This is a genomic window from Streptomyces galbus, from assembly GCF_005280195.1.
GTDB lineage: Bacteria > Actinomycetota > Actinomycetes > Streptomycetales > Streptomycetaceae > Streptomyces > Streptomyces galbus.
The window spans coordinates 181,598-202,959 of record NZ_SZPR01000008.1; the positions used below are offsets into that span (position 1 = coordinate 181,598).

17 protein-coding genes and 1 pseudogene are annotated in these 21,362 nt (G+C 74.6%); 3 read left to right on the forward strand and 15 right to left on the reverse strand.

Annotated elements, in window-relative coordinates; genetic code table 11:
• Positions 1 to 6 precede the first annotated feature (6 nt).
• The 5 genes and pseudogenes from E4U92_RS05320 to E4U92_RS05340 form a co-directional block, all read right to left on the reverse strand.
• A complete protein-coding gene (locus E4U92_RS05320) occupies positions 7 to 1,419 on the reverse strand; it encodes a phytoene desaturase family protein (RefSeq protein WP_137299075.1) in 1,413 nt (470 codons plus the stop codon).
• Positions 1,420 to 1,556: 137 nt separating this feature from the next.
• Positions 1,557 to 2,399 carry an inositol monophosphatase family protein gene (locus tag E4U92_RS05325; protein WP_137299076.1) on the reverse strand — a complete coding sequence of 281 codons (843 nt, stop codon included), beginning with the start codon at positions 2,397 to 2,399 and terminating at the stop codon, positions 1,557 to 1,559.
• A 126-nt stretch (positions 2,400 to 2,525) separates the two neighbouring features.
• Positions 2,526 to 4,310 carry a gamma-glutamyltransferase family protein gene (locus E4U92_RS05330; protein WP_137299077.1) on the reverse strand — a complete coding sequence of 595 codons (1,785 nt, stop codon included), beginning with the start codon at positions 4,308 to 4,310 and terminating at the stop codon, positions 2,526 to 2,528.
• Between the two features lie 82 nt (positions 4,311 to 4,392).
• Positions 4,393 to 5,063 (reverse strand): annotated as a pseudogene (locus E4U92_RS05335) (response regulator).
• The gene (locus tag E4U92_RS05340) at positions 5,060 to 6,193 is read right to left on the reverse strand and encodes a sensor histidine kinase (RefSeq protein WP_229861976.1); all 1,134 of its coding nucleotides are present in this window, start codon (positions 6,191 to 6,193) and stop codon (positions 5,060 to 5,062) included. The pseudogene E4U92_RS05335 and the gene E4U92_RS05340 overlap by 4 nt, the downstream one beginning before the upstream one ends.
• Before the next feature lie 203 nt (positions 6,194 to 6,396).
• Here E4U92_RS05340 and E4U92_RS05345 point away from each other — a divergent pair, with 203 nt between their 5' ends.
• Positions 6,397 to 7,482 carry a carboxymuconolactone decarboxylase family protein gene (locus E4U92_RS05345; RefSeq protein WP_137299079.1) on the forward strand — a complete coding sequence of 362 codons (1,086 nt, stop codon included), beginning with the start codon at positions 6,397 to 6,399 and terminating at the stop codon, positions 7,480 to 7,482.
• On the opposite strand, the gene E4U92_RS05350 is transcribed toward E4U92_RS05345, so the two are convergent.
• Positions 7,405 to 7,959 carry a hypothetical protein gene (locus E4U92_RS05350; protein ID WP_338326442.1) on the reverse strand — a complete coding sequence of 185 codons (555 nt, stop codon included), beginning with the start codon at positions 7,957 to 7,959 and terminating at the stop codon, positions 7,405 to 7,407. The genes E4U92_RS05345 and E4U92_RS05350 overlap by 78 nt on opposite strands.
• A 313-nt stretch (positions 7,960 to 8,272) precedes the next feature.
• On the opposite strand from E4U92_RS05350, the gene E4U92_RS05355 reads away from it, so the two are divergent.
• Positions 8,273 to 8,974, forward strand: coding sequence for a hypothetical protein (locus E4U92_RS05355; protein ID WP_137299080.1), 702 nt, complete (start codon positions 8,273 to 8,275; stop codon positions 8,972 to 8,974).
• A 5-nt stretch (positions 8,975 to 8,979) separates the two neighbouring features.
• Here the strand turns inward: E4U92_RS05355 and E4U92_RS05360 are convergent, their stop codons facing one another.
• From E4U92_RS05360 to E4U92_RS05400, 9 genes are all read right to left on the reverse strand, one after another.
• Complete coding sequence (locus tag E4U92_RS05360) at positions 8,980 to 10,542, reverse strand: NCS1 family nucleobase:cation symporter-1 (protein WP_168725035.1); 1,563 nt, start codon at positions 10,540 to 10,542, stop codon at positions 8,980 to 8,982.
• Between the two features lie 145 nt (positions 10,543 to 10,687).
• Positions 10,688 to 11,710: a TIGR03842 family LLM class F420-dependent oxidoreductase gene (locus tag E4U92_RS05365; RefSeq protein WP_137299082.1), complete on the reverse strand. Its 1,023-nt coding sequence runs from the start codon at positions 11,708 to 11,710 to the stop codon at positions 10,688 to 10,690.
• An 11-nt stretch (positions 11,711 to 11,721) separates the two neighbouring features.
• The gene (hydA, locus tag E4U92_RS05370; protein WP_137299083.1) at positions 11,722 to 13,125 is read right to left on the reverse strand and encodes a dihydropyrimidinase; all 1,404 of its coding nucleotides are present in this window, start codon (positions 13,123 to 13,125) and stop codon (positions 11,722 to 11,724) included.
• 165 nt (positions 13,126 to 13,290) lie between these two features.
• Positions 13,291 to 14,133, reverse strand: coding sequence for a nitrilase-related carbon-nitrogen hydrolase (locus E4U92_RS05375; protein ID WP_137299084.1), 843 nt, complete (start codon positions 14,131 to 14,133; stop codon positions 13,291 to 13,293).
• 161 nt (positions 14,134 to 14,294) lie between these two features.
• Positions 14,295 to 15,899, reverse strand: coding sequence for a PucR family transcriptional regulator (locus E4U92_RS05380; protein WP_137299085.1), 1,605 nt, complete (start codon positions 15,897 to 15,899; stop codon positions 14,295 to 14,297).
• A gap of 61 nt (positions 15,900 to 15,960) precedes the next feature.
• Positions 15,961 to 17,244 carry an aspartate aminotransferase family protein gene (locus tag E4U92_RS05385; protein WP_137299086.1) on the reverse strand — a complete coding sequence of 428 codons (1,284 nt, stop codon included), beginning with the start codon at positions 17,242 to 17,244 and terminating at the stop codon, positions 15,961 to 15,963.
• Positions 17,241 to 18,083, reverse strand: a complete 843-nt coding sequence (locus E4U92_RS05390) for a nitrilase-related carbon-nitrogen hydrolase (RefSeq protein WP_137299087.1) — start codon at positions 18,081 to 18,083, stop codon at positions 17,241 to 17,243. Before E4U92_RS05390 ends, E4U92_RS05385 begins: the two co-directional genes overlap by 4 nt.
• 201 nt (positions 18,084 to 18,284) lie before the next feature.
• On the reverse strand, positions 18,285 to 20,126 hold the full coding sequence (locus E4U92_RS05395) for a hypothetical protein (RefSeq protein WP_137299088.1): 1,842 nt from the start codon (positions 20,124 to 20,126) through the stop codon (positions 18,285 to 18,287).
• A gap of 122 nt (positions 20,127 to 20,248) precedes the next feature.
• A complete protein-coding gene (locus tag E4U92_RS05400) occupies positions 20,249 to 20,500 on the reverse strand; it encodes a helix-turn-helix domain-containing protein (RefSeq protein ID WP_137299089.1) in 252 nt (83 codons plus the stop codon).
• 33 nt (positions 20,501 to 20,533) lie between these two features.
• Between E4U92_RS05400 and map the strand changes: the two genes are divergently transcribed.
• The gene (gene map / locus E4U92_RS05405; RefSeq protein WP_137299090.1) at positions 20,534 to 21,304 is read left to right on the forward strand and encodes a type I methionyl aminopeptidase; all 771 of its coding nucleotides are present in this window, start codon (positions 20,534 to 20,536) and stop codon (positions 21,302 to 21,304) included.
• The last annotated feature ends 58 nt before the right edge of the window (positions 21,305 to 21,362 follow it).

The window sequence follows — 21,362 nt, forward strand, 5'->3', positions numbered from 1 at the left end:
CCGCCGTCAGCCCTGCCGGCGCAGGTGCCGCCACACCGCCTTGGCCGCGTTGTGGCCGGACATGCCGTGCACGCCGGGGCCCGGCGGGGTGGCCGAGGAGCACAGGAAGACGGCCGGGTGCGGGGTGCCGTACGGGAAGAGGGACAGCTTGGGGCGCAGCAGCAGCTGGAGCCCGGACGCCGCGCCGGAGGCGATGTCGCCGCCGACGTAGTTGGCGTTGCGGGCGGCGAGTTCGGCGGGGCCGGCGGTGGCGCGGGCCAGGACGCGGTCGCGGAACCCCGGCGCGAACCGCTCCAGTTGGGCCTCCAGGGCGTCGGTGAGGTCGCCGGTCCAGCCGTTGGGCACGTGGCCGTAGGCCCAGAACACGTGCTTGCCCTCGGGGGCCCGGGTGGGGTCGACGACGCTGGGCTGCACGGTGATCATGAACGGCCGGTCGGGGGCGCGGCCCTCGCGGGACGCGGCGCGCAGTGCGGCGCCGATCTCCGCGCTGTTCGCGCCGATCTGCACGGTGCCCGCGGTGCGCGCCTCGGGCGCGGTCCAGGGGACGGGACCGTCGAGGGCGTAGTCGACCTTGAAGGCGGCGGGGCCGTACCGGAACCGGTCGTAGTAGCGGCCGAACCCGGCGATGCGGGCGAGCGCGGTGGGCGAGGTGTCGAAGACGTAGGCGCGGGCCGGGGGCAGGTCGTCGAGGCGCTTGACCTCGTAGTCCGTGTGGACGCTGGCGCCGAGGTCGGTCAGGTAGGCGGCGAGGGCGTCGGAGATCGCCTGGGAGCCGCCGCGGGCCAGGGGCCAGCCGCGGGCGTGCGCGGACAGGGCGAAGACCAGGCCGACCGCGCCGGTGGCGACGCCGTTCAGCGGGGCCATGACGTGGGCGACCAGGCCCGCGAACAGGGTCCGGGCCCGCTCGTCGCGGAACCGGCTGGTCAGCCAGGTCGACGGGGGCAGGCCGGCCAGGCCGAAGCGGGCGAGGGTCACCGGGTCGCGGGGCAGCCCGCTGGAGGGCAGGGACATGAAGTCCCGGACCAGCGTGTCCCACTTGGCGAGGAACGGCTCGACCAGCCTGCGGTACGCCCCCGCGTCGCGCGGGCCGAAGGAGGCGGCCGTCTCGGCGACCGAGCGGGCCAGCACGGCGGCCGTGCCGTCCGGGAAGGGGTGCGCCATGGGCAGCTCGGGGTGCAGCCACCGCAGGCCGTAGCGTTCCAGCGGCATCGCGCGGAACGCCGGCGAGTTGACGGCGAGCGGGTGGGCGGCCGAGCACGGGTCGTGCCGGAAGCCCGGCAGGGTGAGCTCCTCGGTGCGGGCTCCCCCGCCCACGGTGTCGCGCGCCTCGAAGAGGGCCACGGAGAATCCGCGGCGGGCCAGCTCCACGGCAGCGGTCAGTCCGTTCGGCCCCGCTCCCACCACGACCGCATCGAGCATCGACGGCACTTGGACCCCTTCGTCAACCGGTGGCCTCTGGGGGATCAGGATATGCCGGGGGCGGGACGGCACCCACGGGGCGGGGGGCGAACGGCGCACCCGCCGCCGCGCGGGACGGCGAGCGGACGACGCGCGCGTCAGCGTGCCGTCAGCAGCCCCTGTATCCGCCGGGCCGTGGCCTCGTCGCGGGCCGTGGTGAACGGCAGGGCGTTGCCGCCGGTGATGCGGAACGGCTCACCGGTGAGGGTCAGGTGCGCGCCGCCCGCCTCCTCGACGAGCAGCAGACCCGCCGCGTGGTCCCAGGCGGCCTCCCAGGAGAACACGGTGGCGTCCAACAGGCCCCGGGCGACGGCGAGGTACTCCAGACCGGCCGAGCCGCAGGGACGGGGGGCCACGCCGTCGGTCCGCAGGGCGAGCAGGGCGCGCTTCTGGTCCTCGGTCGTGAAGTCGGGGTGGGAGGTGGCCACCTCCAGGTCGCGGCCGGCCGCGGGCGGCCCCGCGTGCAGCCGCTCGCCGTCGAGGAAGGCGCCGCCGCCCCGCACTGCGGTGGCGAACTGCCGCCGGGCCGGGGCGTGGATCCAGGAGGCGAGCAGTTCGCCGCGCCGGGCCAGCGCGACCAGGGTGCAGAAGCCGTCGTCGCCGTGCACGAACTGGCGGGTGCCGTCGACCGGGTCGACGATCCAGACGGGCGCGTCGCCCTGGAGGGCGGCGTAGACGGCGGGGTCGGCGTGGACCGCCTCCTCGCCGACGACGATCGAGCCGGGCAGCAGGGCGCCCAGCACCCCGGTCAGGTACAGCTCGGCGTTGCGGTCGGCGTCCGTCACCAGGTCGTGCGGGCCGGTCTTCTGGTCGACCTCGTGCTCCGCGAGGTGCCGGAAGCGGGGCAGGATCTCGGTCTCGGCCGCCGTGCGGACGGCTTCCTCGACGTCGGCGGAACGGCGGTCGAGAAACTCGTCGATGGTTTCCGTGTTCACGATCATGCCTCCATGAGAACACGGCCCACTGACAATCCCCGCCGGGCCCGTGTACACCGGGTGGAAAGGGCATGAATTCGCGTCGTCGCAGCGTACCGGCCCGCACGGGGCACCGGCGTCCGCCGACGGTGCTCAGCGGCCCACCGCGTACCCCTGCATGCCCCGCGGGTTCGCCGCCGCCGACAGGACACCGGTCTCCGGGTCCCGGGCGACCGCGCACAGGCGGCCCTCGGACCAGGCGGGCCCGACGGTCACCCGGTGGCCGCGCCGCCGCAGCTCCTCGACGACGGCGGCGGGCGTGCGGGACTCGACGGTGACGCTGCCGGGCCGCATCCCGCGCGGGTAGAACGAGCCGGGGAAGCCGTCGGTGTGCCAGTTCGGCGCGTCGATCGCACCCTGGAGGTCGAGCCCCCCGCGCACGGGCCCGCGCCGGGCGACCTCCAGGAAGAAGTGGAGCTGCCACTGGTCCTGCTGGTCGCCGCCGGGCGTGCCGAAGGCCAGCACCGGCACCCCGTCGCGCAGGGCGATCGAGGGCGTGAGGGTGGTGCGGGGACGGCGGCGCGGGGTGAGGGAGTTCGGCAGGCCGTCCTCCAGCCAGGTCATCTGCAGCCGGGTGCCGAGCGGGAAGCCCAGTTCGGGCACGACGGGGTTGGACTGGAGCCAGCCGCCGCTGGGCGTGGCGGCGACCATGTTGCCCCAACGGTCGACGACGTCGATGTGGCAGGTGTCCCCCGCGGCGCGCCCGTCGCGGCCGACCGTGGGCTCCCCGGCGCCCATGGGGCTGAAGCCGGGCTCGTCGGCGGTCACCACGTGCGCGTGCGCGCTCAGCCGGGGCGTCCGCCCGCCGGGGCTGCCGGGCCGCAGCTCCAGCGACGCCCCGGCGCCGACGAGGGCCCGCCGCCCGGCGTTGTACTCCGGCGACAGCAGCTCGGCCAGCGGCACCGGCGCCGCGTCGCCGTACCAGGCCTCCCGGTCGGCCATGGCGAGCTTGCAGCCCTCGACCAGCAGGTGGACGTGGTCCGCGGTGCCGGGCTCGGGCAGTTCGGCCGGCAGCAGCGCCAGTTGCTGCAGGAGGGCCGGGCCCTGGCTCCAGGGCCCCGCCTTGCACACGGTCCAGCCGTTCCAGTCGTACGTCGCGGGCGTCTCGTAGGTGGCGGACCAGCCGGCGAGGTCGTCGGCGGTGAGCGTGCCGGTGTGGCGGGCGCCGCTGGTGTCCAGGGTGGGCCGTGCGGCCTGGCGGACCAGCGCCTCGGCGATGAACCCGGACCGCCACACCTCCCGCGCGGCCTCGATGCGCGCCTCGCGGTCACCGGCGCCCGCGGTCTCGGCGAGCAGTCTGCGCCAGGTGGCGGCGAGGGCGGGGTTGCGCAGCAGACGTCCGGGCCGGGGCGCCCGTCCGCCGGGCAGGTACAGCTCGGCGGACGACGTCCACTCGGTCTCGAACAGCTCGCGGACGGTCTCGACGGTGGCGGCGACGTTCTCCACGGGCGCGTGGCCGTGCTCGGCGTACCCGACGGCGTACTTCAGGACGTCGTCCAGGGAGCGGGTGCCGTGGTCGCGCAGCAGGATCATCCAGGCGTCGAAGGCGCCCGGCACGGCGGCGGCGAGCGGCCCGGTGCCGGGCACCAGGTCGAGGCCCAGGCCGCGGTAGTGGGCGACGCTCGCGCCGGCCGGTGCGACGCCCTGCCCGCACAGCACCCGCACCTCGCCGCCCGCGGGGGCGAGCAGGATCGGCACCTCCCCGGCCGGGCCGTTGAGGTGCGGTTCGACGACGTGCAGCACGAACGCGCCGGCCACCACGGCGTCGTAGGCGTTGCCGCCGTCCTCCAGCACGGCCATCGCCGACTGGGAGGCCAGCCAGTGCGTGGAGGAGACCATGCCGTGGGTGCCCTGGAGCGTGGGGCGGGTGGTGAACACGGGGCTGTCACCTCGCTGTGGTCGTGCGTCGGCCGGACCGGTCGCCGGTCAGGCTACCCGGCCCCGCCGCGCCCGCCGGGTCTCAGGTGCCGGCCCGGCCCCGGGCCGTGACCAGTCCCGACTCGTAGGCGAAGACGACCAGTTGGGCGCGGTCGCGGGCACCCAGCTTGGTCATGGCGCGGCTGATGTGGGTCTGGCCGTCAGGGGGCTGATGACCATGTGGGCGGCGATCTCCTCGTTGGTCAGGCCGCGCGCGGCCAGCGCGGTCACCTCGCGTTCGCGGCGGGTGAGGCACTCCAGGCCGGGGGCGTCGGCGCGGTCGGGGGGCCGGGAGACGAACTCCCCGATGAGGGTGCGGGTGACCGCCGGGGACAGCAGGGCCTCGCCGCGCGCGACGACCTCGATCGCCTGGAGCAGGTCGGCCGGCTCGGTGTCCTTCAGCAGGAAACCGCTGGCGCCCGCGCGCAGCGCGTCGAAGACGTAGGCGTCGAGGCCGTAGTTGGTGAGGATGACGACCCGCACGCCGGTCAGGGCGGGGTCGGCGGCGATCCGGCGGGTCGTCTCGATGCCCGTCATCACCGGCATCTGCACGTCGATCAGCGCGACGTCGGGCACCTCGGCGCGGACCAGCTCCAGGCCGGCCCGCCCGTCGGCGGCCTCGCCGACCACCTCGACGCCGTCCTCGGCGTCCAGCAGGGCGCGGAAGCCGGCGCGCATCAGCGCCTGGTCGTCGACGAGGGCGACCCTGATCACCGCGGTACCTCGGCCGGCGCGGGAGCCCGGTCGTGCGGCGCTCCGTGCTCCGCGCCGTCCAGGGGCAGTTCGGCGTGCACGCGGAAGCCGCCGCCCGGGCGGGGCGCGGCCTCCAGGGTGCCGCCGAGGGCCGTGACGCGCTCGCGCATGCCGGTCAGGCCGATCCCGGGGACCGGCGGGCGGTCCGGGTCGGCGACGCCGTCGTCCTCGACGCGGACCGTCAACCGGTCGTCGTGGTAGGCGAGGTGCACGGCGACCTGGGCGGGCCCGGCGTGGCGGGCGGCGTTGGTCAGCGCCTCCTGGACGATCCGGTACGCGGCCCGCTCCACGGTCGCGTGCAGGGGGCGCTGCCTGCCGGTCACGGTCAGCGCGGCGGCGAGTCCGGCGGCGCGGGCGCGCTCCACGAGCAGCGCGGGCGTCCCGCTCGGCTCGTCGGTGCGCAACACCTCCAGGGTGGCGCGCAGTTCGCGCATCGCCTCACCGCTGGCCTCCTGGATGGCGAGCAGCGGGGCGGGCACCTCGTCGCCGCGTTTGCGGGCCAGGTGCACGGCGACCCCGGCCTGGAGCTTGACGATGGAGATGCTGTGGGTGAGCGAGTCGTGCAACTCGCGGGCGATGCGCAGCCGTTCCTCCCCGGCGCGGCGCAGCGCGGCCTCCTCACGGGTGCGTTCGGCCTCCAGGGCGCGCTGTTCGGTCTGGCGGAGGTAGGCCTGCCAGTTGCGGTCGGCGAGGCCGGTCACGACGGCGCACAGGAACCAGCCGGCGAGCAGCGCGGTGCGCTCCAGCACCGTGTGCGTGCCGGGGCCGGTCGCGACGCACCCCGCGAGGTACACCGCGCCCGCGAGGGCCCCCGGACGCCGGTGCCCGGCGCGGGCCGCGGTGTGCACGGCGCCCAGGACGGGCAGGGCGGCCAGGGGGCCGGGGTGGGCGTGCAGCACGTGGGCCGTGCCGGCGGCGGTGGTGACGGCCAGCACGGCGCGCGGGGCGGTCCGGTAGCGGGCCAGCGCGGCGCAGGCGACGGCGAGCAGGACGACGTCGAGGGCCGTGGTGCCGGGGTCGCTCGCGGCGACACCGATGGTCAGCGCGCCCACCACGACGGCGAGGGACGCGTCGGTGATCCGCTCCCTCACCCTGTCCGGCAACCTCTTCGCCCCGAGCCCTCCCATGGTGCCCACCCTAGGGGCCGTCGCCGACGGCGGCGTCCGCCCTGGGGACGGCTCCCGGACTACTCCCGGGGAAGTAGCCGGCGCCGGCTCCGGCTCCCGCGCAGGAGCGCCGATCCACTCCGGCCGTACGACGACCCGGGCCGCCTCCGGGGCGCAGGCTGCGGTCCATGTCCACACGCTTCCGTTTCACCGCATCCCCCTCTCCCCGGGCGGCCACCGGCCGCGTCGCCGGGGTGTACGGGCAACTGGCCCGCGACTTCGGCCTGCGGGCCCCGGACACCTTCGTCGTCCTGTCCCCCGTCCCCGAACTGCTCGCCGCGACCTGGGCGTTGATGCGCGAGTCGCTGATCGCCGGCCCCGGGGACCGCACGGGCAAGGAACTGGTGGCGCTCGGGGTGTCCCGCGCCAACCGGTGCCCGTTCTGCGTCGACGCGCACACCGTGCTGCTGCACGCGACCGGCGACCACGCCCTCGCCGAACGCCTGGCCCGCGGGGAACGCCCCGCCGACGAGGCGCACGCGCGCGTGCTGGAGTGGGGCGAGCGGTCCCGGGTGCCCGGCGCCCTCGACGACGGGCCGTACCCCTTCCCGCGCGCACACCTGCCCGGGTACGTCGGCACGGCGCTCGCCTTCCACTTCATCAACCGCGTCGTCTCCGCCCTGGTCGGCGAGGACCTGCTGCCGGGCCGGGCCCAGCGGCTGCGGGCGGTGCGCAGCCTCGCCGGCCGGGCGCTGGCGCGGACCGTGCGCCGCAGCGCCCCGCCGGGCGACGCCCTGACGCTGCTCGACCGGCCCGACCCCGGTGAGGCCCCCGCGTGGGCGGGCGGCACACCCGTCGGGTCGGCGTACGCGGCGCTGCTGCGGACGGCCATGGCGGGGGCGGATCTGCTGGACACCGACGACCAGGACCTCGTGGAGGAGACCCTGGTCGACTGGGACGGGTCGCACCCGCCGCTCGCCCTGCCCGGGTTCCCGGGCCGGCGGGAGCGGCCGGGGGCGCGCCTCGTGCTGCTGGCGGCCCTCGCGCCGTACCGGATCACGGACGAGGACGTGGCGGCCTGGCGGCGGCCGGACCACACCGACGACTGCCTGGTGCGCCTCGTGGCCCTCGGGGCGTTCCTCGCGGTGGACCGGGTCGAATCGGCCCTGGGCCGCGCCGTCCGGTCAGGAGAACCGTCACGTCCGTCCCGGGGTGCCGCGGGGACCCCCGTGGCGCGCCCTGTTCCAGGCCACCTGCTCGGGGGTCACGGATGAGGAGATCTTCCACACGTCACCGACGAGCGTGGCGCCGTGCCGCCGGGTGCGTGCCCGCTCTCGTTCCCGGAGGGTCATGACGGACACCTGGGAGGCGGGCTGCCAGTGCAGGCTGAAGGCGGGGGCGTTGGCGTCCGGGACGTCCTCCAGGGACACGCCGCGGTGTGCCAGCAGCCGCCGCAGTTTGTCGAAGGGGAGGTGACGGTCGAAGCGGCCGTACCGCTCGCGGATCGCCTCACCGACGATGCTGCCGTCCCTGTGGGCGAGCCGGTGCACCTGCACGGTGAAGTGATGGCCCTCCCACGGGTGGTCCGGCGTCTGTCGGACCCAGGCGAACTCGACCAGGCCGTAGTCGCGCCACATGCTGTGGTCACTGAGGGAGTTCTCGGCGAAGTCGGCGCCCAGAACGGCGCTGACCTGGTCGGGACGGTCCGTCGGCCGGACGCCGAGCACCGTTCCCGACGTGACCACGTCCACGTAGAAGGCGAGGGAATGCGGTGTCAGTTGCTCTCTCCTGGGGGCGGGCGGAAGGGCCGGAAGGGTCACGGCACGGCCGGAATGGTAGGCGCCGGTGGCGACCGTCCGCACCTGCGTTTCGGGAGGCGACGCAACGGCCACCTCGGACGGTGGGACATAACCGGACAGAACCTCCGCCCGGAGTGGGGGCGTTGTGACCGCCCGGGCACGGAGCGAGGTGACCCTTCCGCGCCTCGGGGAGTCGTGCTTCACTGGCGTCCACCTGTCCGCAGTGTGGACTGCCTCCGCACCCTCCCCCACGAAGAAGTGCGCCGTGCGTTCTCTCCCCCTGCCGCTCGCCCTGACCGCGCGCCTGTCACCGGTGGCCGTACTCGCCTGCATGGGCTGGGCCCTGTCCTCGGGGCCGCTCGCCCCGGCGAAGGACACCGGGGTCCGGGACGCGGGCAGACCGCAGGCGCAGTCGTCGTCCGCGCCCTCCTCCACGGCCGCGCCGAAGACGTACACCGCGGCTCCCCCGCCCTGCGGCAGCGTCGCGGTGAAGACGGTGTCGGCGCTGGTGCCGGGCGCGAAGACGGCCGGCAAGGAGATACCGTCCACCGACACCGACCTGCGCCGCACCTGCTCGTGGAACGCGCTCAAGGGGTACGACTACCGCTGGCTGGACGTCTCCTTCGAGATCATGGACTCGGACGACGCGGCGGCCGGCTCCTACCGGGACCGCACCGCCGAGAAGAGCGGCGGCGGGGCCGTGCCGGGCCTCGGGGACGAGGCGTACTCGGTGGTGAACCTGACGACCGAGGACAGGCAGCAGACCCGGGAGGGCGTGGTGATCGTGCGCGCGGCCAACGCGCTGGTCGTCATCACGTACAACGGCAGCGACTTCGAGTCGAAGAAGGCGCCGAGCACGGACGAGATCAACAAGGGCGCGATCAGGGCGGCGAAGGACGCCGTGGCCGCGCTCAGGAGCGGCGCGGGCGCGGCGGCGGGCAGCAGCGCGCCGCCCGCCGCCAGCTGAGACCGCTACGGCGCGTCCCTGACGTCCCGCGCGTCCGTCGGCGCCGGCTCTCGCTCCCGGGACGCGCGCGGCAGCATCAGGAGCAGGTACAGGACCATCGACGTGCCCAGGCCCACCGCCCAGCCGTAGTCGGCGAGCGGTGCGAGGGCCGGGACGGGGCGGCCGTCGATCAGCGGCTTGAAGCCGGCGCCGCCGATCGCGAGGACGCCGCCGACCACGAAGGCGGCGACGGCCCGCCAGTTCCAGCCGCCCGCGTACCAGTAGCGGCCGCCGGCGCGGTACAGGTCGACCAGGTCCAGGCGGGCCCGGCGCAGCACCCAGTAGTCGGCGATGAGGATGCCGGCGACGGTGCCGAGCAGGCCGCCGACCAGGCCGAGCCAGGTGAAGATGTAGCCCTGCGGGTCGGAGTACAGCTTCCACGGGAAGATCAGCACCGCGAGCACGGAGGTGACGAGGGCGCCGGCGCGGAAACTGACCCTGCGGGGCGCGACGTTGGAGAAGTCGAAGGCCGGGGAGACCAGGTTGGCCGCGATGTTCACGGAGAGCGTCGCCACCAGGACGGTCACCAGCGCGTACAGCAGGCCCACCACGTTGTCGGTCTTGGCGGCCAGTTGCACCGGGTCCCAGACGGGTTCGCCGTAGACGGCCTGGGAGCCGGACGTGACGAGGACCGACAGGAAGGCGAACAGCGTCATCGTGGTCGGCAGGCCGAGCGCCTGGCCGCGGGTCTGCGCCCGCTGGCTCCGGCCGTAGCGGGTGAAGTCGGGGATGTTCAGCGAGAGCGTCGACCAGAAGCCGATCATGCCCATCAGCGACGGCCAGAACAGCTTCCAGAAGTCGCCGCCCCAGCCGAGCCGGGAGGGCTGGTCGAAGAGCGGGCCGACCCCGCCGGCCTTGGCGCTCATCCACCACAGCATGACGAACGCGCCGACCAGGACGAAGGGCGCCGCCCAGTTCTCGAAGCGGCGGATCGTCTCCATGCCCCGGTAGATGATGGCCACCTGCAGGGCCCAGAAGAGCGCGAACGACAGCCACATCGTCCACGCGTAGCCACCGATCCGCCCCGCGTCGGCCCAACTGTCGCCGATCAGCTTGCCGGCGAGGAAGAAGATCGCCTCGCCGCCGATCCAGGTCTGGATGCCGAACCAGCCGCACGCCACCAACGCCCGTACCACGGCGGGCAGGTTGGCGCCGCGCACCCCGAAGGAGGCCCGGGCGAACACCGGGAAGGGGATGCCGTACTTGGGTCCGGCGTGGCCGGTGAGCAGCATCGGCACCAGGACGATCACGTTGGCGAGGGCGATGGTGAGCACCGCCTGCTTCCAGTCCATGCCGACCGCGATGAGCCCGGAGGCGAGCGTCCAGGAGGCCGTGTTGTGGGCCATGCCGACCCACAGCGCGGAGAAGTTGTACGTGGTCCAGGTGCGCTTCTCGACGGGGACGGGGAGCAGGTCCTCGTTGGCGTAGGGGCCGCTGGGCGGCGGGGTGCCGGGGGCGAGCTCCACCCGGCCGTCGGGGAGGGTGACCTGTGCGGACGGCGGTATCGCCGTGGGAGCGGTGTCGGTCATGGGCAGGCCAATCAGGAGGCGGGACGGGAGAGGCCGGTGCGGGCGAGAGGGGGTGCGCGCGTGGGGAGCGCCCTGTGCCCCCTTCCCGTCACGGGGCGGGAAGGGGAGACCAACAGTGGGGGTACGAGCGGCAGGTGACGGCGCGTCAGGCGTGGAGGGCCGGGATCACCTCGGCGCCGTAGGCGTCGATGACCGCCTCCTGGGCGTCGTGCATGTCGTAGACGGCGAACTGGTCGACGCCCAGGTCGTGCAGGGCCCTCAGCTTCTCGACGTGCCGGTCGACGGGGCCGATCAGGCAGAACCGGTCGACGATCTCGTCGGGCACGAACCGGGTGTCCGGGTTGCCGCTGCGGCCGTGGTGGGCGTAGTCGTAGCCCTGCCGGGCCTTGGTGTAGTCGGTGAGTTCGTCGGGGACCGCCGCCGAGTGCTCACCGTACCGGGCGACCAGGTCGGCGACGTGGTTGCCGACCATCCCGCCGAACCAGCGGCACTGCTCCCGGGCGTGGGCCAGCGCCTCGGGCGAGTCGTCCGCGGTGACGTAGGCGGGGGCGGCGACGCACACGGTGACCTCGGACGGGTCGCGTCCGGCCGCCGCGGCGGCGTCCCTGACGGCCTTCACCATGTACTCGGTGAGGTAGAGGTCCGCGAGCTGGAGGATGAACCCGTCCGCCTCCTCACCGGTCATCTTCAGCGCCTTCGGGCCGTACGCCGCCATCCACACGGGCAGCCGGGCGTCCGGCTTGATCCACGGGAACCGCACGAGCGTGCCGCCGCCGAGGTCGGCCTCCTCGCCCCGGCCGAGGGCGCGGATGACCTTCATGGCCTCGCTGATGCGGGCCAGGGTGTTGGGCTTGCGGCCCGCGACGCGCATCGCGGAGTCGCCGCGGCCGATGCCGCACACCGTGCGGTTGCCGAACATGTCGTTCAGGGTGGCGAAGGTGGAGGCGGTGACCTCCCAGGTGCGCGTGCCCGGGTTGGTCACCATCGGGCCGACCGTCAGCCGCTCGGTCTGCGCGAGGATCTGGCTGTAGATGACGAACGGCTCCTGCCAGAGCACGGCGGAGTCGAAGGTCCAGCCGTACGTGAAGCCGTTGCGTTCCGCCCGCTTCATGAGGTCGACGACCCTCGACGCGGGCGGGTCGGTCTGCAGGACGAGTCCGAAGTCCATGGGCGCCGCTCCTAGGTGAGGTACTGACAGGTCGAACGCGGGGTGTAGGCGCCGTGGCCGGCGCGTCCGGTGAACTCCCGCCGGTCGATGACGGGTTCGCCGCGCGACAGGACGGTCTCGACGCGGCCGGTGACGCGCCGGCCCTCGTACGCCGAGTAGTCGACGTTCATGTGGTGCGTCTCGGCGGACAGCACCTGCTCGGCGTGCGGGTCGTAGATCACGACGTCGGCGTCCGCGCCCGGGGCGAGGGTGCCCTTCTTCGGGTAGAGGCCGAACATGCGGGCCGGGGTGGCGCAGGCGATCTCGATCCACCGGCGCCGGGAGATGTGCCCGTCGACGACGGCCTGGTGGAGCAGGTCCATGCGGTTCTCCACGCCCGGCAGGCCGTTGGGGATCTTGGAGAAGTCGCCGCGGCCCAGCTCCTTCTGGCCGACGAAGCAGAAGGGGCAGTGGTCGGTGGAGACCACCTGGAGGTCGTTGGTGCGCAGGCCCCGCCACAACCGGGCCTGGTGCTCCCTGGGGCGCAGCGGCGTGGAGCACACGTACTTGGCGCCTTCGAAGTCCGGTTCGGCGAGGTTGTCGGTCGACAGGAACAGGTACTGCGGGCAGGTCTCGCCGAAGACGTTCAGCCCCTCGTCGCGGGCGCGCGCCAGCTCGGCGACCGCCTCCATGGCCGAGACGTGCACGACGTAGAGGGGGGCGCCCGCGACCTGGGCGAGCCGGATGGCGCGGTGGGTCGCCTCGGCCTCCAGCAGGGCCTTGCGGACCTCGCCGTGGTAGCGGGGGTCGGTCTCGCCGCGGGCCAGGGCCTGCTCGACGAGCACGTCGATGGCGATGCCGTTCTCGGCGTGCATCATGATCAGGCCGCCGTTGTCGGCGGAGCGCTGCATGGCGCGCAGGATCTGGCCGTCGTCGGAGTAGAAGACGCCCGGGTAGGCCATGAACTGCTTGAAGCTGGTCACGCCCTCCTCGACGAGGAGGTCCATCTCCTTCAGCGTCTCGTCGTTGACGTCGGAGACGATCATGTGGAAGCCGTAGTCGATCGCGCAGTTGCCCTCCGCCTTGGCGTGCCAGGCGTCCAGGCCCTCGCGCAGGGAGCGGCCGACGCTCTGCACGGCGAAGTCGACGATCGTGGTGGTGCCGCCCCAGGCGGCGGCCCGGGTGCCGGTCTCGAAGGTGTCGGAGGCGAAAGTGCCGCCGAACGGCAGCTCCATGTGGGTGTGGACGTCGACTCCGCCCGGGATCACGTACTTCCCGGTGGCGTCGAGGACGCGGTCGCCGGCCCAGGCCGCGGCGGCCGGGGTGCCGGAGGCGGCGAGGGCGGCGACACGGCCGTCCTCGATCAGGACGTCGGCGTGGATCTCGTCGGACGCGGTGACGACGAGGCCACCGCGGATCACGGTACGGCTGCTCATGCGGGACGCTCCGCTGGGTCGGGGTCGGCAGGACGCGGGGGCGAGGGGGTGGACGAGGGCGCGGGGGCCCGCGTCCCCGGGGGCGCCCGGCCCGCCGGGGGCGCGGTGAGGGGTGCGGAGCACTCCCCGCCGGGTGCCCCGGGCGGTGGGCGCCGTCGTGCCCGGTTACGGCCCGGTCAGCGGCTCGTACGCCTCCGGGCGGCGGTCCCGGTAGAACTGCCAGCGGTCGCGCACCTCGCGCAGCTTGGCCAGGTCCAGGTCGCGCACGACGAGTTCGCTCTCCTTGTCGCCGGCCACCTCGCCGACGAACTGGGCCTCCGGGTCGACGAAGTAGCTCGTGCCGTAGAAGTCGTTGTCGCCGAGGTCCTCCACGCCGACCCGGTTGATCGCGCCGACGAAGTACTCGTTGGCGGCGGCCGCAGCCGGCTGCTCGAGCTGCCACAGGTAGCGGGACAGTCCGCGCGAGGTGGCCGACGGGTTGAACACGATCTCGGCGCCCGCGAGGCCCAACGCCCGCCAGCCCTCGGGGAAGTGGCGGTCGTAGCAGATGTAGACGCCGACCTTGCCGACGGCGGTGTCGAAGACGGGCCAGCCGGCGTTGCCGGGCTTGAAGTAGAACTTCTCCCAGAAGCCGCGCACCTGCGGGATGTGGTGCTTGCGGTACTTGCCGAGGTAGGAGCCGTCCGCGTCGATCACGGCGGCCGTGTTGTAGAGGACGCCGGGCTGCTCCTCCTCGTACACCGGCAGGACCAGGACGATGCCGTGCTCCCGGGCGAGGGCCCGGAAGCGCTCCACGACCGGCCCGTCGGGGACGCGTTCGGCGTACGCGTAGAAGGCCGGGTCCTGGACCTGGCAGAAGTACGGCCCGTAGAACAGCTCCTGGAAGCACAGCACCTGGGCGCCCTGGGCGGCCGCGTCGCGCACGGCCTGCTCGTGCACCTCGATCATCGACTCCTTGTCGCCGGTCCACGCGGTCTGGAAGACGGCGGCGCGGATCACTCTGCTCATCGGGACCTCCGGTCGCTCGGTGTGCTCGCTGAAGGAGCGTAGGAACCGGGGAGGCCGTCCTTGAGGTGCAGCGTGTCACGTCCGCACCCGTGCGGCATGCCACCGTGTCACGCTCGCGAGGGGCCATGTTTCACCGCCGTTTTCCCAGGTGGTTCGGTGTTTCAGTGCGGTTGCACGGGCGCGGTGCGGCCCTGTTGCGCGTCGTGGGCGAGGAGCGCGATGTGGACGGAGGCCGCCTGCTCGAAGTCGTCGAGGTCGACGCCGAGGCGGGCCCGTATCGCCTCCAGGCGGCGGTACAGGGCGGGGCGGGAGACGTGGTGGAGCTGGGCGGTGCGGGACTTGTTGCGGCCGGTCGCGAGGTAGGTGCGCAGCACGGACAGCAGGTCGTCGTCGCCGGCCCGCAGCAGCCCGTCCAACTCGCGCTCGGCGAAGGACTGCACGTGCGGGTCGTCGCGCAACAGCCGTACCAGGCCGCGCAGGTGGACATCGCGCAGCCGGACCACGGGCGGCAGGTCGAGTGCGGCGGCGGAGCCGGCCACGGCCTCGGCGACGTGCCGCGCCTCGCGCAGCCCGGCCGGCACGTCGTCCCAGGCGGTGCGCGGCCCGGCCGCGGCGACGACGGGGCGCGGCTCGTCCGTCCCGCCGCGCAGCCGCGCCGCGAGGTGCGCGGCCAGCGCGTCGGCGTCCTGGTCGCGGGCGAGGCTGAGCAGGACGGCGGTGGTCCCGTCGCCGAGGTCGGCGACCAGCCCGGGCAGGCCCAGCAGGCGCAGCGTCCGGTCGAGCCGGACGGGTTCGCCGTCGCTCACCACCAGCGGGACGAAGGTGCGGCGGTTCACGGGCAGCCCGGCCGCGCGCGCCCGCGGCAGCAGGTGCCGGGCCGGTACGGCGCCGGAGACCAGGTCGGTGAGCAGGCCCTGCGCGGACTGCTCCTCCCAGGAGCGGGCGGAGCCGCCGCCGAGCATGCGGTGCAGCACGAGCGCCTCGGCGGCCCGGTCGGCGAGCAGCCGCCCGCCGGCGGCGTCGCCCCGGTAGCCGCACAGGGTGATGCGGCCCCACTGCTCCCCGCGTCCGCCCAGCTCGGCGCGGATCCAGCCGTCGCCCTCGCCGCCTCCGGCCTGACGGGCGATGCGCTCCCAGTCGCGCAGCACGTCGTCGACGGCCGGCCGCTCCCCCGCCGTGGCCAGCACCCGGTGGGCGAGGTTGGTGACGACGACGGGGCAGCCGCTGTGCCGGGCGACCTCGTCGAGCAGGCGCTGCAGCGGGGCGCCGGACGTGATCAGCCGGGTGAGGGCGGTGCGCACCGACTCCGACAGGCTGACGGCGGCGAACTTGCGCCGCACCAGGCGGGACTGCACCTCCTCGGTCAGCTCGGCGAAGGGGAACGGGCGGTGCAGGACGACCATGGGCAGCCCGCACCGCTCGGCGGCCCGGCGCATCGCGTCCGGCGGCGCGGGGAACGCCCGCCCGAGGCCGAGGACGACGGCCGCCGCCTCGGCGCGGTGCAGGGACCGCACGTACTCGGTCTGCTTGCCCTCGTCCCCGGCGAGCAGGACGCCCGTGGTGAGCACCATCTCCCCGCCGCTGAGCATCACGCCGACGTCGGCGGCCTCGGCGACGTGCACCCAGCGCACGGGCCGGTCCAGTTGCGCCGCCCCGGCCACCACCTCCGGTTCCCCGGCCAGGACCCGCTCCAGGGACAGGACGTGCCGGACCGACAGCGCCTCGAGCGGTTCGGCGTGCCCCCAGGAATCCGACGTGGTGGTCATGGCGGTTCCCCTTCGCTTCCGTGGCCCGGTGCGCCCGCCGGGCGCCGGAGCCCGTGCCGCGCTACTGCGTGCTCCGCAGGGCGTCCTCGAGGATCGCGGCGCCCTCCTCGGCCTCCGCGACGGTCAGGGACAGCGGCGGCGCCACGCGCAGCGCGCTGGTGTCGTGCCCGCCGCCCTTGCCGATGAGCAGCCCGCCCGCGCGGGCCACCTCCAGCACCGCGGCCGCCCGGTCCGGGTCGGCCCGGTCGGTGCCGGGCCTGACGAGCTCGACGCCGATCATCAGGCCGCGGCCGCGCACCTCGCGCACCCCGTCGACCTGCGCGGCGACGGCCCGCAGCCGCTCCAGCAGCAGCCCGCCGACGCGCCGCGCGTTGCCCTGCAGGTCGTGCTCCAGCAGGTACGTCAGGTTCGCCAGGCCCGCCGCCATGGTGATCTGGGTGCCGCCGAAGGTGGAGATGCTGTTGGCGTCGAGGCAGTTCATGATCTCGGAGCGGGCGATGACGCCGCCGATGGACATGCCGTTGCCGATGCCCTTGGCGAAGGTCACGATGTCGGGCGGGCCGCTGCGCCCGTGCGCCTGCCAGCCCCAGAAGTGGTCGCCGGTGCGGCCCCAGCCGGTCTGCACCTCGTCGGCGATCCACAGCACGCCCCGCTCGTGCAGCACGTCGCGGAAGGCGGCGTACAGGCCGTCGGGGGGCGAGGTGAACCCGCCGACGCCCTGGACCGGTTCGGCGATCAGCGCGGCGGGCGGGCGGGTCTGGCCGAGCAGGTCGCGCAGGTCCTCGACGCAGGCGGCGGTGAACGCGTCGTCGTCGAGGTGGGCGTACGGGCCGCGGGTGCGGACGCCGCCGTGGACGTAGAGCGTCTGCAGCGGGGACAGCGAGGTGGGCGACCAGCCGCGGTTGCCGGTGATGCCGACCGCGCTGAAGGACCGGCCGTGGTAGCTGTTGCGCATCGCGAGGACCGTGTTGCTGCGCCGGTAGGTGGTGGCGAGCAGCAGCGCGGTGTCGTTGGCCTCGGTGCCGGAGGTGGTGAAGAAGACCCGGGCGTCGGGGATGGCGCTGATCTGCGCGACCCGCTCGGCGAGTTCCACCATCGGGCGGTTCAGGTACAGGGTGGAGGAGTGGACGATCCGCCCCGCCTGTTCGGCGACCGCCTTGGTCACCTCGGGCAGGGCGTGCGCGGTCATCGTGGTGAGGATGCCGCCGAAGAAGTCCAGGTACCGGTTGCCCTGGACGTCCCAGACGTGGCGGCCCTCGCCGTGGGTGATCTCCAGCGGGTCCTCGTAGTAGAGGGCCAGCCAGTCGGGCAGGACGGTGCGGTGGCGGGCGTACAGGTCGTTCACGGCCGCACCAGCCCCTCGTAGGCGTCGGGCCGGCGGTCGCGGTAGAACGCCCACTGCTGCCGGACCTCCTCGATCACGTCGAAGTCGAGGTCGCGCACCAGGAGTTCCTCCTTGGTGTCGCTGGCGGTGTCACCGACGACCTGGCCGCGCGGGTCGACGAAGTAGCTGGTGCCGTAGAAGTCGTTGTCGCCGTAGATCTCCTGGCCGACGCGGTTGATCGCGGCGACGAAGTACTCGTTGGCGACGGCCGCGGCGGGCTGCTCCAGCTGCCACAGGTAGGACGACAGGCCGCGGTGCGTGGCCGACGGGTTGTAGACCAGCTGGGCGCCGTTCAGGCCCAGTTGGCGCCAGCCCTCGGGGAAGTGGCGGTCGTAGCAGATGTAGACGCCGACCTTGCCGACGGCGGTGTCGAAGACGGGCCAGCCGAGGTTGCCGGGCTTGAAGTAGTACTTCTCCCAGAAGCCGCGCACCTGCGGGATGTGGTGCTTGCGGTACTTGCCGAGGTAGGAGCCGTCGGCGTCGATCACGGCGGCGGTGTTGTAGTAGAACCCGGACTGCTCGACCTCGAAGACCGGGACCACGATCACCATGCCGGTCTCGCGCGCCAGCTCCCGCATCCGGCGCACGGTCGGGCCGTCGGGCACCGGCTCGGCCCAACGGTAGTGCTCCGGTTCCTGGACCTGGCAGAAGTAGGGCGCGTTGAAGACCTCCTGGAAGCCGATGACCTTCGCGCCCTGCCGGGCCGCCGCGCGGGCGTGCTCCTCGTGTTTCGCCACCATGGACTCGGTGTCGCCGGTCCAGGTGGCCTGGACCAGTGCGGCACGTACGACGTTGGCCATGAGCTGCTCCTTCGACGGGACCGTCAGAGCCTCTACGCCCGTAGAACAGGCCTTAGAGGGACGAACGTAAGCCTCTCGGACGGCCTTGCCAAGACCATCGTCGTCAACCCGGTGAGTCGATCGCGTTTCACACTCCGGTGGGTGAGCCGTCGCGCGTACGGCGTACGCGCCGGGTGCGGCCGGGGGCCGGACCCGGCGTGCTCAGGTGTGGTGTCCCGCCACCCGCAGCGCGTGCACCAGGTCCCAGTACCGGGTGTCCGAGACACCCCGGGCGGCGTCCAGCAGCAGCGGGACCAGGGTGCGCGGCTCGGGTGCGGCGCTGCGGGCGGCCTCCTCGGGGGCGCGGACCCGGACGTACGCGTCGAGCAGCGCCCGCACCTCGCGGTGACGGCCCTCGGCGGCCAGGCCCCGTACCGCCTCACCGATCTCCTCGGCCGGGCGGCCGACGCCCTGCCGCAGGATCTGCTCGGCGTCGTCCGCGCGCCCCGCCGCGAGCAGCGCGTCCGCGGCCGCGACCAGCCGCCCGACCGGCAGCGAGGCGGCCTCCCACAGCAAGGTCGCCCAGTCGGCGCCCAGACCGGCGTGCTGGAGTTCCGCGGCGAGCAGCGGCACGTGGGCCGCCGGCCAGTACGCCAGCTCCACGAGCAGGGCGTGCGCCTCGCCGCTGAGCTGCCGCGTGCGCAGGCTCACCAGCCGCTCCACGGCCCGGGCCGCCTCCTGCCGCGCCCGGTCGTTCACCGGGCCGGTCTCCCGCGGCCGGGCCGCGGACGGCGCCTTCGGCTCCGCGGCGGCCCCGGCGAACCGCGCGCCCCGCAGGCCACGCCGGCCGGCGGGCGCGGGTGCGGGCCCGAGCCCGGGCAGCGCGGGACCGCCGTCCGGCCGCGCCGGTACGGGTACGGCGTCGACGTCCTCCTGCGCCATCCCGGCGAACCGGGCACTCCCCCTGCGCCGCTTGCGCTGCTTGGGGACGGTGGGGGCGGAGGCGGGGGGTTCCGCGGAGACGGGCTGGTGGGGGTCGGGGCCGGTCCCGTACGGGGCGGGGGTGTGGGCCGGGTCGTGGGAGGCGGGGGCGTGGGCGGGCTCGTGGAGGGCGGAGGTGTCCGGGTATGTGCCGGCGTTGGCCCAGTCAAGGTCGAGGGGCGCGCGGCCGCCCGTGGCCGGCCGGTCGGCCGCGGTGGCGCCGTACGCGTCCGCGGCTGCCCGGTCCGGGCCGCTCGCGTCGGCCGACACCGTAGGGCCGGCGAAGTCGCGCGCGACGACCGGGCCGTCGCGGCCGGCCGGCCCCACGGGGCCACCTCGGTCCGCCGGCCCCACCGGGCCGCGTCGGCCCGCCGGCCCCACCGGGTCCCCTCCGCCGGTCCGTCCCTCCGGACCGGCGAACTCGCCCCGGCCCGTGAAGCCGTCGGCATCCGTCCCGCCCACCGGCCCGGTGGAGCCGGCCGCGTACGCCGGGGCAGTCGCGGGCGGGTCGCTGGGGTGGGCCGTGGCCGTCCGGCCGGGGTCGGCCCGGCGCCGGTGGTCGCCGCGTTGCCTCGCCCGGTGGTCGTGTTCCGCCATGCGGCGGCGCAGCTCGGCGCAGCGGGCGGTGGCGCGTGCGTGGTCGTCGCGGGCCCAGGCCAGGTCCAGGCGCAGGGCGTCCGCCTCCCCGGGGGTGGTCGCGGCGGCGAGGAGGCGGCCGAGTTCGGCCTGGCGCTCGGCGGCGTAGCGCTGCTCGCGGAGCATGACGTCGAGGCGGTCCCCCAGGGCTTCGCGCCCGCCGGGCCGGTCGTCGTGGGCGAGGAGTGCGGCGGCGTGCAGCGGGCGGACCCGCTCGGCCTCCTGCTCGGCGGCCCTGGCGCCGTAGGCCGCGGCGAGGTCCTGCAGCAGCGCCTCCACCACGTCCCAGGGCGGCACTTCGCGCCCCTCCACGCAGTCCCGCATGCCCTCCGGGTCCCGCTGCCAGAACACCCCGGCCCAGCCGGCGACCTGGTCGAGGCGCGCCAAGAGGCCGCCCAGGTGGTGCGCGAACTCCCGCGCCTCCTCCGGGAGCTGATCCACCGTCATCGTCGACTCCCACCCGACCGGAACACTCAGCTCCGAGAAAACACCATCCGTGTTACGGACCGGCTACGGGGAGTTTTCGAAGGGGACGCGAACCCCTCGGCGGGCCGCCCGGGGCCGGACGCTCACACCCCGGCGAACGCGCACCGCCCGGCCAGCTCGTCCATGGACAGGCCGAGGGCGCCGGCGAGCGCGGCGACCGTGAAGAAGGCGGGCGTCGGGGCCCGGCCGGTCTCGATCTTGCGCAGGGTCTCGGCGGAGATGCCGGCGGCGGCGGCGACGTCGGCCATGCTCCGCCCACCGCGGGCCTCGCGGAGGAAACGGCCGAGCCGCTCGCCGCGTTCGCGCTCTTCGGGGGTCAAGGGGGTGCGCACCATGCCCGCCATTCTAATACCGGTATAGTAATTGGCATGGTGGAACTGAAGTCGAAGACCTCGATCGACGCGATGTACGAGGCGGGCCAGGTCGTCGCCCGGGCCCTGACGGCCGCGCGCGACGCCGCCGGCGTGGGCGTTTCCCTGCTGGAGCTGGACGAGCTGGCCCACGAGGTGCTGCGGGAGGCGGGGGCGACGTCACCGTTCCTCGGCTACCGGCCGTCCTTCGCGCCGACCCCGTTCCCGGCGGTGCTGTGCACCTCCGTCAACGACGCCGTCGTGCACGGCGTCCCGACCGACTACCGGCTGCGCGACGGCGACCTGGTCTCACTGGACTTCGGCGCCCAGCTCAACGGCTGGGCGGGCGACTCCGCGCTCAGCTTCGTCGTGGGCACGCCCCGCCCGGCGGACGCGCGCCTCGTGGAGACGGCCGAGCGGGCCCTGGCCGCGGGCATCGCGGCCGCCGTGCCGGGCAACCGCATGGGCGACATCGGCCACGCCATCGGCACGGTCTGCCGCTCGGCCGGCTACGGCATCCTGGACGACTTCGGCGGCCACGGCATCGGCCGTCGTATGCACGAGGACCCGCCCGTGCCCAACGAGGGCCGGCCCGGCCGCGGTCTGCCGCTGCGCCCCGGCATGGTCCTGGCGATCGAGCCGATGCTGCTCGGGGGCGGCCGCGACGACTACCACGTGGCCCCGGACGGCTGGACCCTGCGCACCAACGACGGCTCACGCGCGGCCCACGTCGAACACACGGTGGCGATCACCGAGAGCGGCCCGAGGGTGCTGACCGAGCGGCGCTGACCCGCCCGGCCGCAGCGGGGCCCCGGTGCCCTCCGGGCAGGACGCGCCGTTCGGTACG

Bases quoted from the DNA above. Each gene is read 5' to 3' on its own strand.
- E4U92_RS05365 (WP_137299082.1), bottom strand. From the start codon at position 11,710: ATGGACTTCGGACTCGTCCTGCAGACCGACCCGCCCGCGTCGAGGGTC.
- map (WP_137299090.1), top strand. From the start codon at position 20,534: ATGGTGGAACTGAAGTCGAAGACCTCGATCGACGCGATGTACGAGGCG.
- E4U92_RS05345 (WP_137299079.1), top strand. From the start codon at position 6,397: ATGTCCACACGCTTCCGTTTCACCGCATCCCCCTCTCCCCGGGCGGCC.
- E4U92_RS05360 (WP_168725035.1), bottom strand. From the start codon at position 10,542: ATGACCGACACCGCTCCCACGGCGATACCGCCGTCCGCACAGGTCACC.
- E4U92_RS05390 (WP_137299087.1), bottom strand. From the start codon at position 18,083: ATGGCCAACGTCGTACGTGCCGCACTGGTCCAGGCCACCTGGACCGGC.
- E4U92_RS05325 (WP_137299076.1), bottom strand. From the start codon at position 2,399: ATGATCGTGAACACGGAAACCATCGACGAGTTTCTCGACCGCCGTTCC.
- hydA (WP_137299083.1), bottom strand. From the start codon at position 13,125: ATGAGCAGCCGTACCGTGATCCGCGGTGGCCTCGTCGTCACCGCGTCC.
- E4U92_RS05380 (WP_137299085.1), bottom strand. From the start codon at position 15,899: ATGACCACCACGTCGGATTCCTGGGGGCACGCCGAACCGCTCGAGGCG.
- E4U92_RS05375 (WP_137299084.1), bottom strand. From the start codon at position 14,133: ATGAGCAGAGTGATCCGCGCCGCCGTCTTCCAGACCGCGTGGACCGGC.
- E4U92_RS05400 (WP_137299089.1), bottom strand. From the start codon at position 20,500: ATGGTGCGCACCCCCTTGACCCCCGAAGAGCGCGAACGCGGCGAGCGG.
- E4U92_RS05320 (WP_137299075.1), bottom strand. From the start codon at position 1,419: ATGCTCGATGCGGTCGTGGTGGGAGCGGGGCCGAACGGACTGACCGCT.
- E4U92_RS05395 (WP_137299088.1), bottom strand. From the start codon at position 20,126: ATGACGGTGGATCAGCTCCCGGAGGAGGCGCGGGAGTTCGCGCACCAC.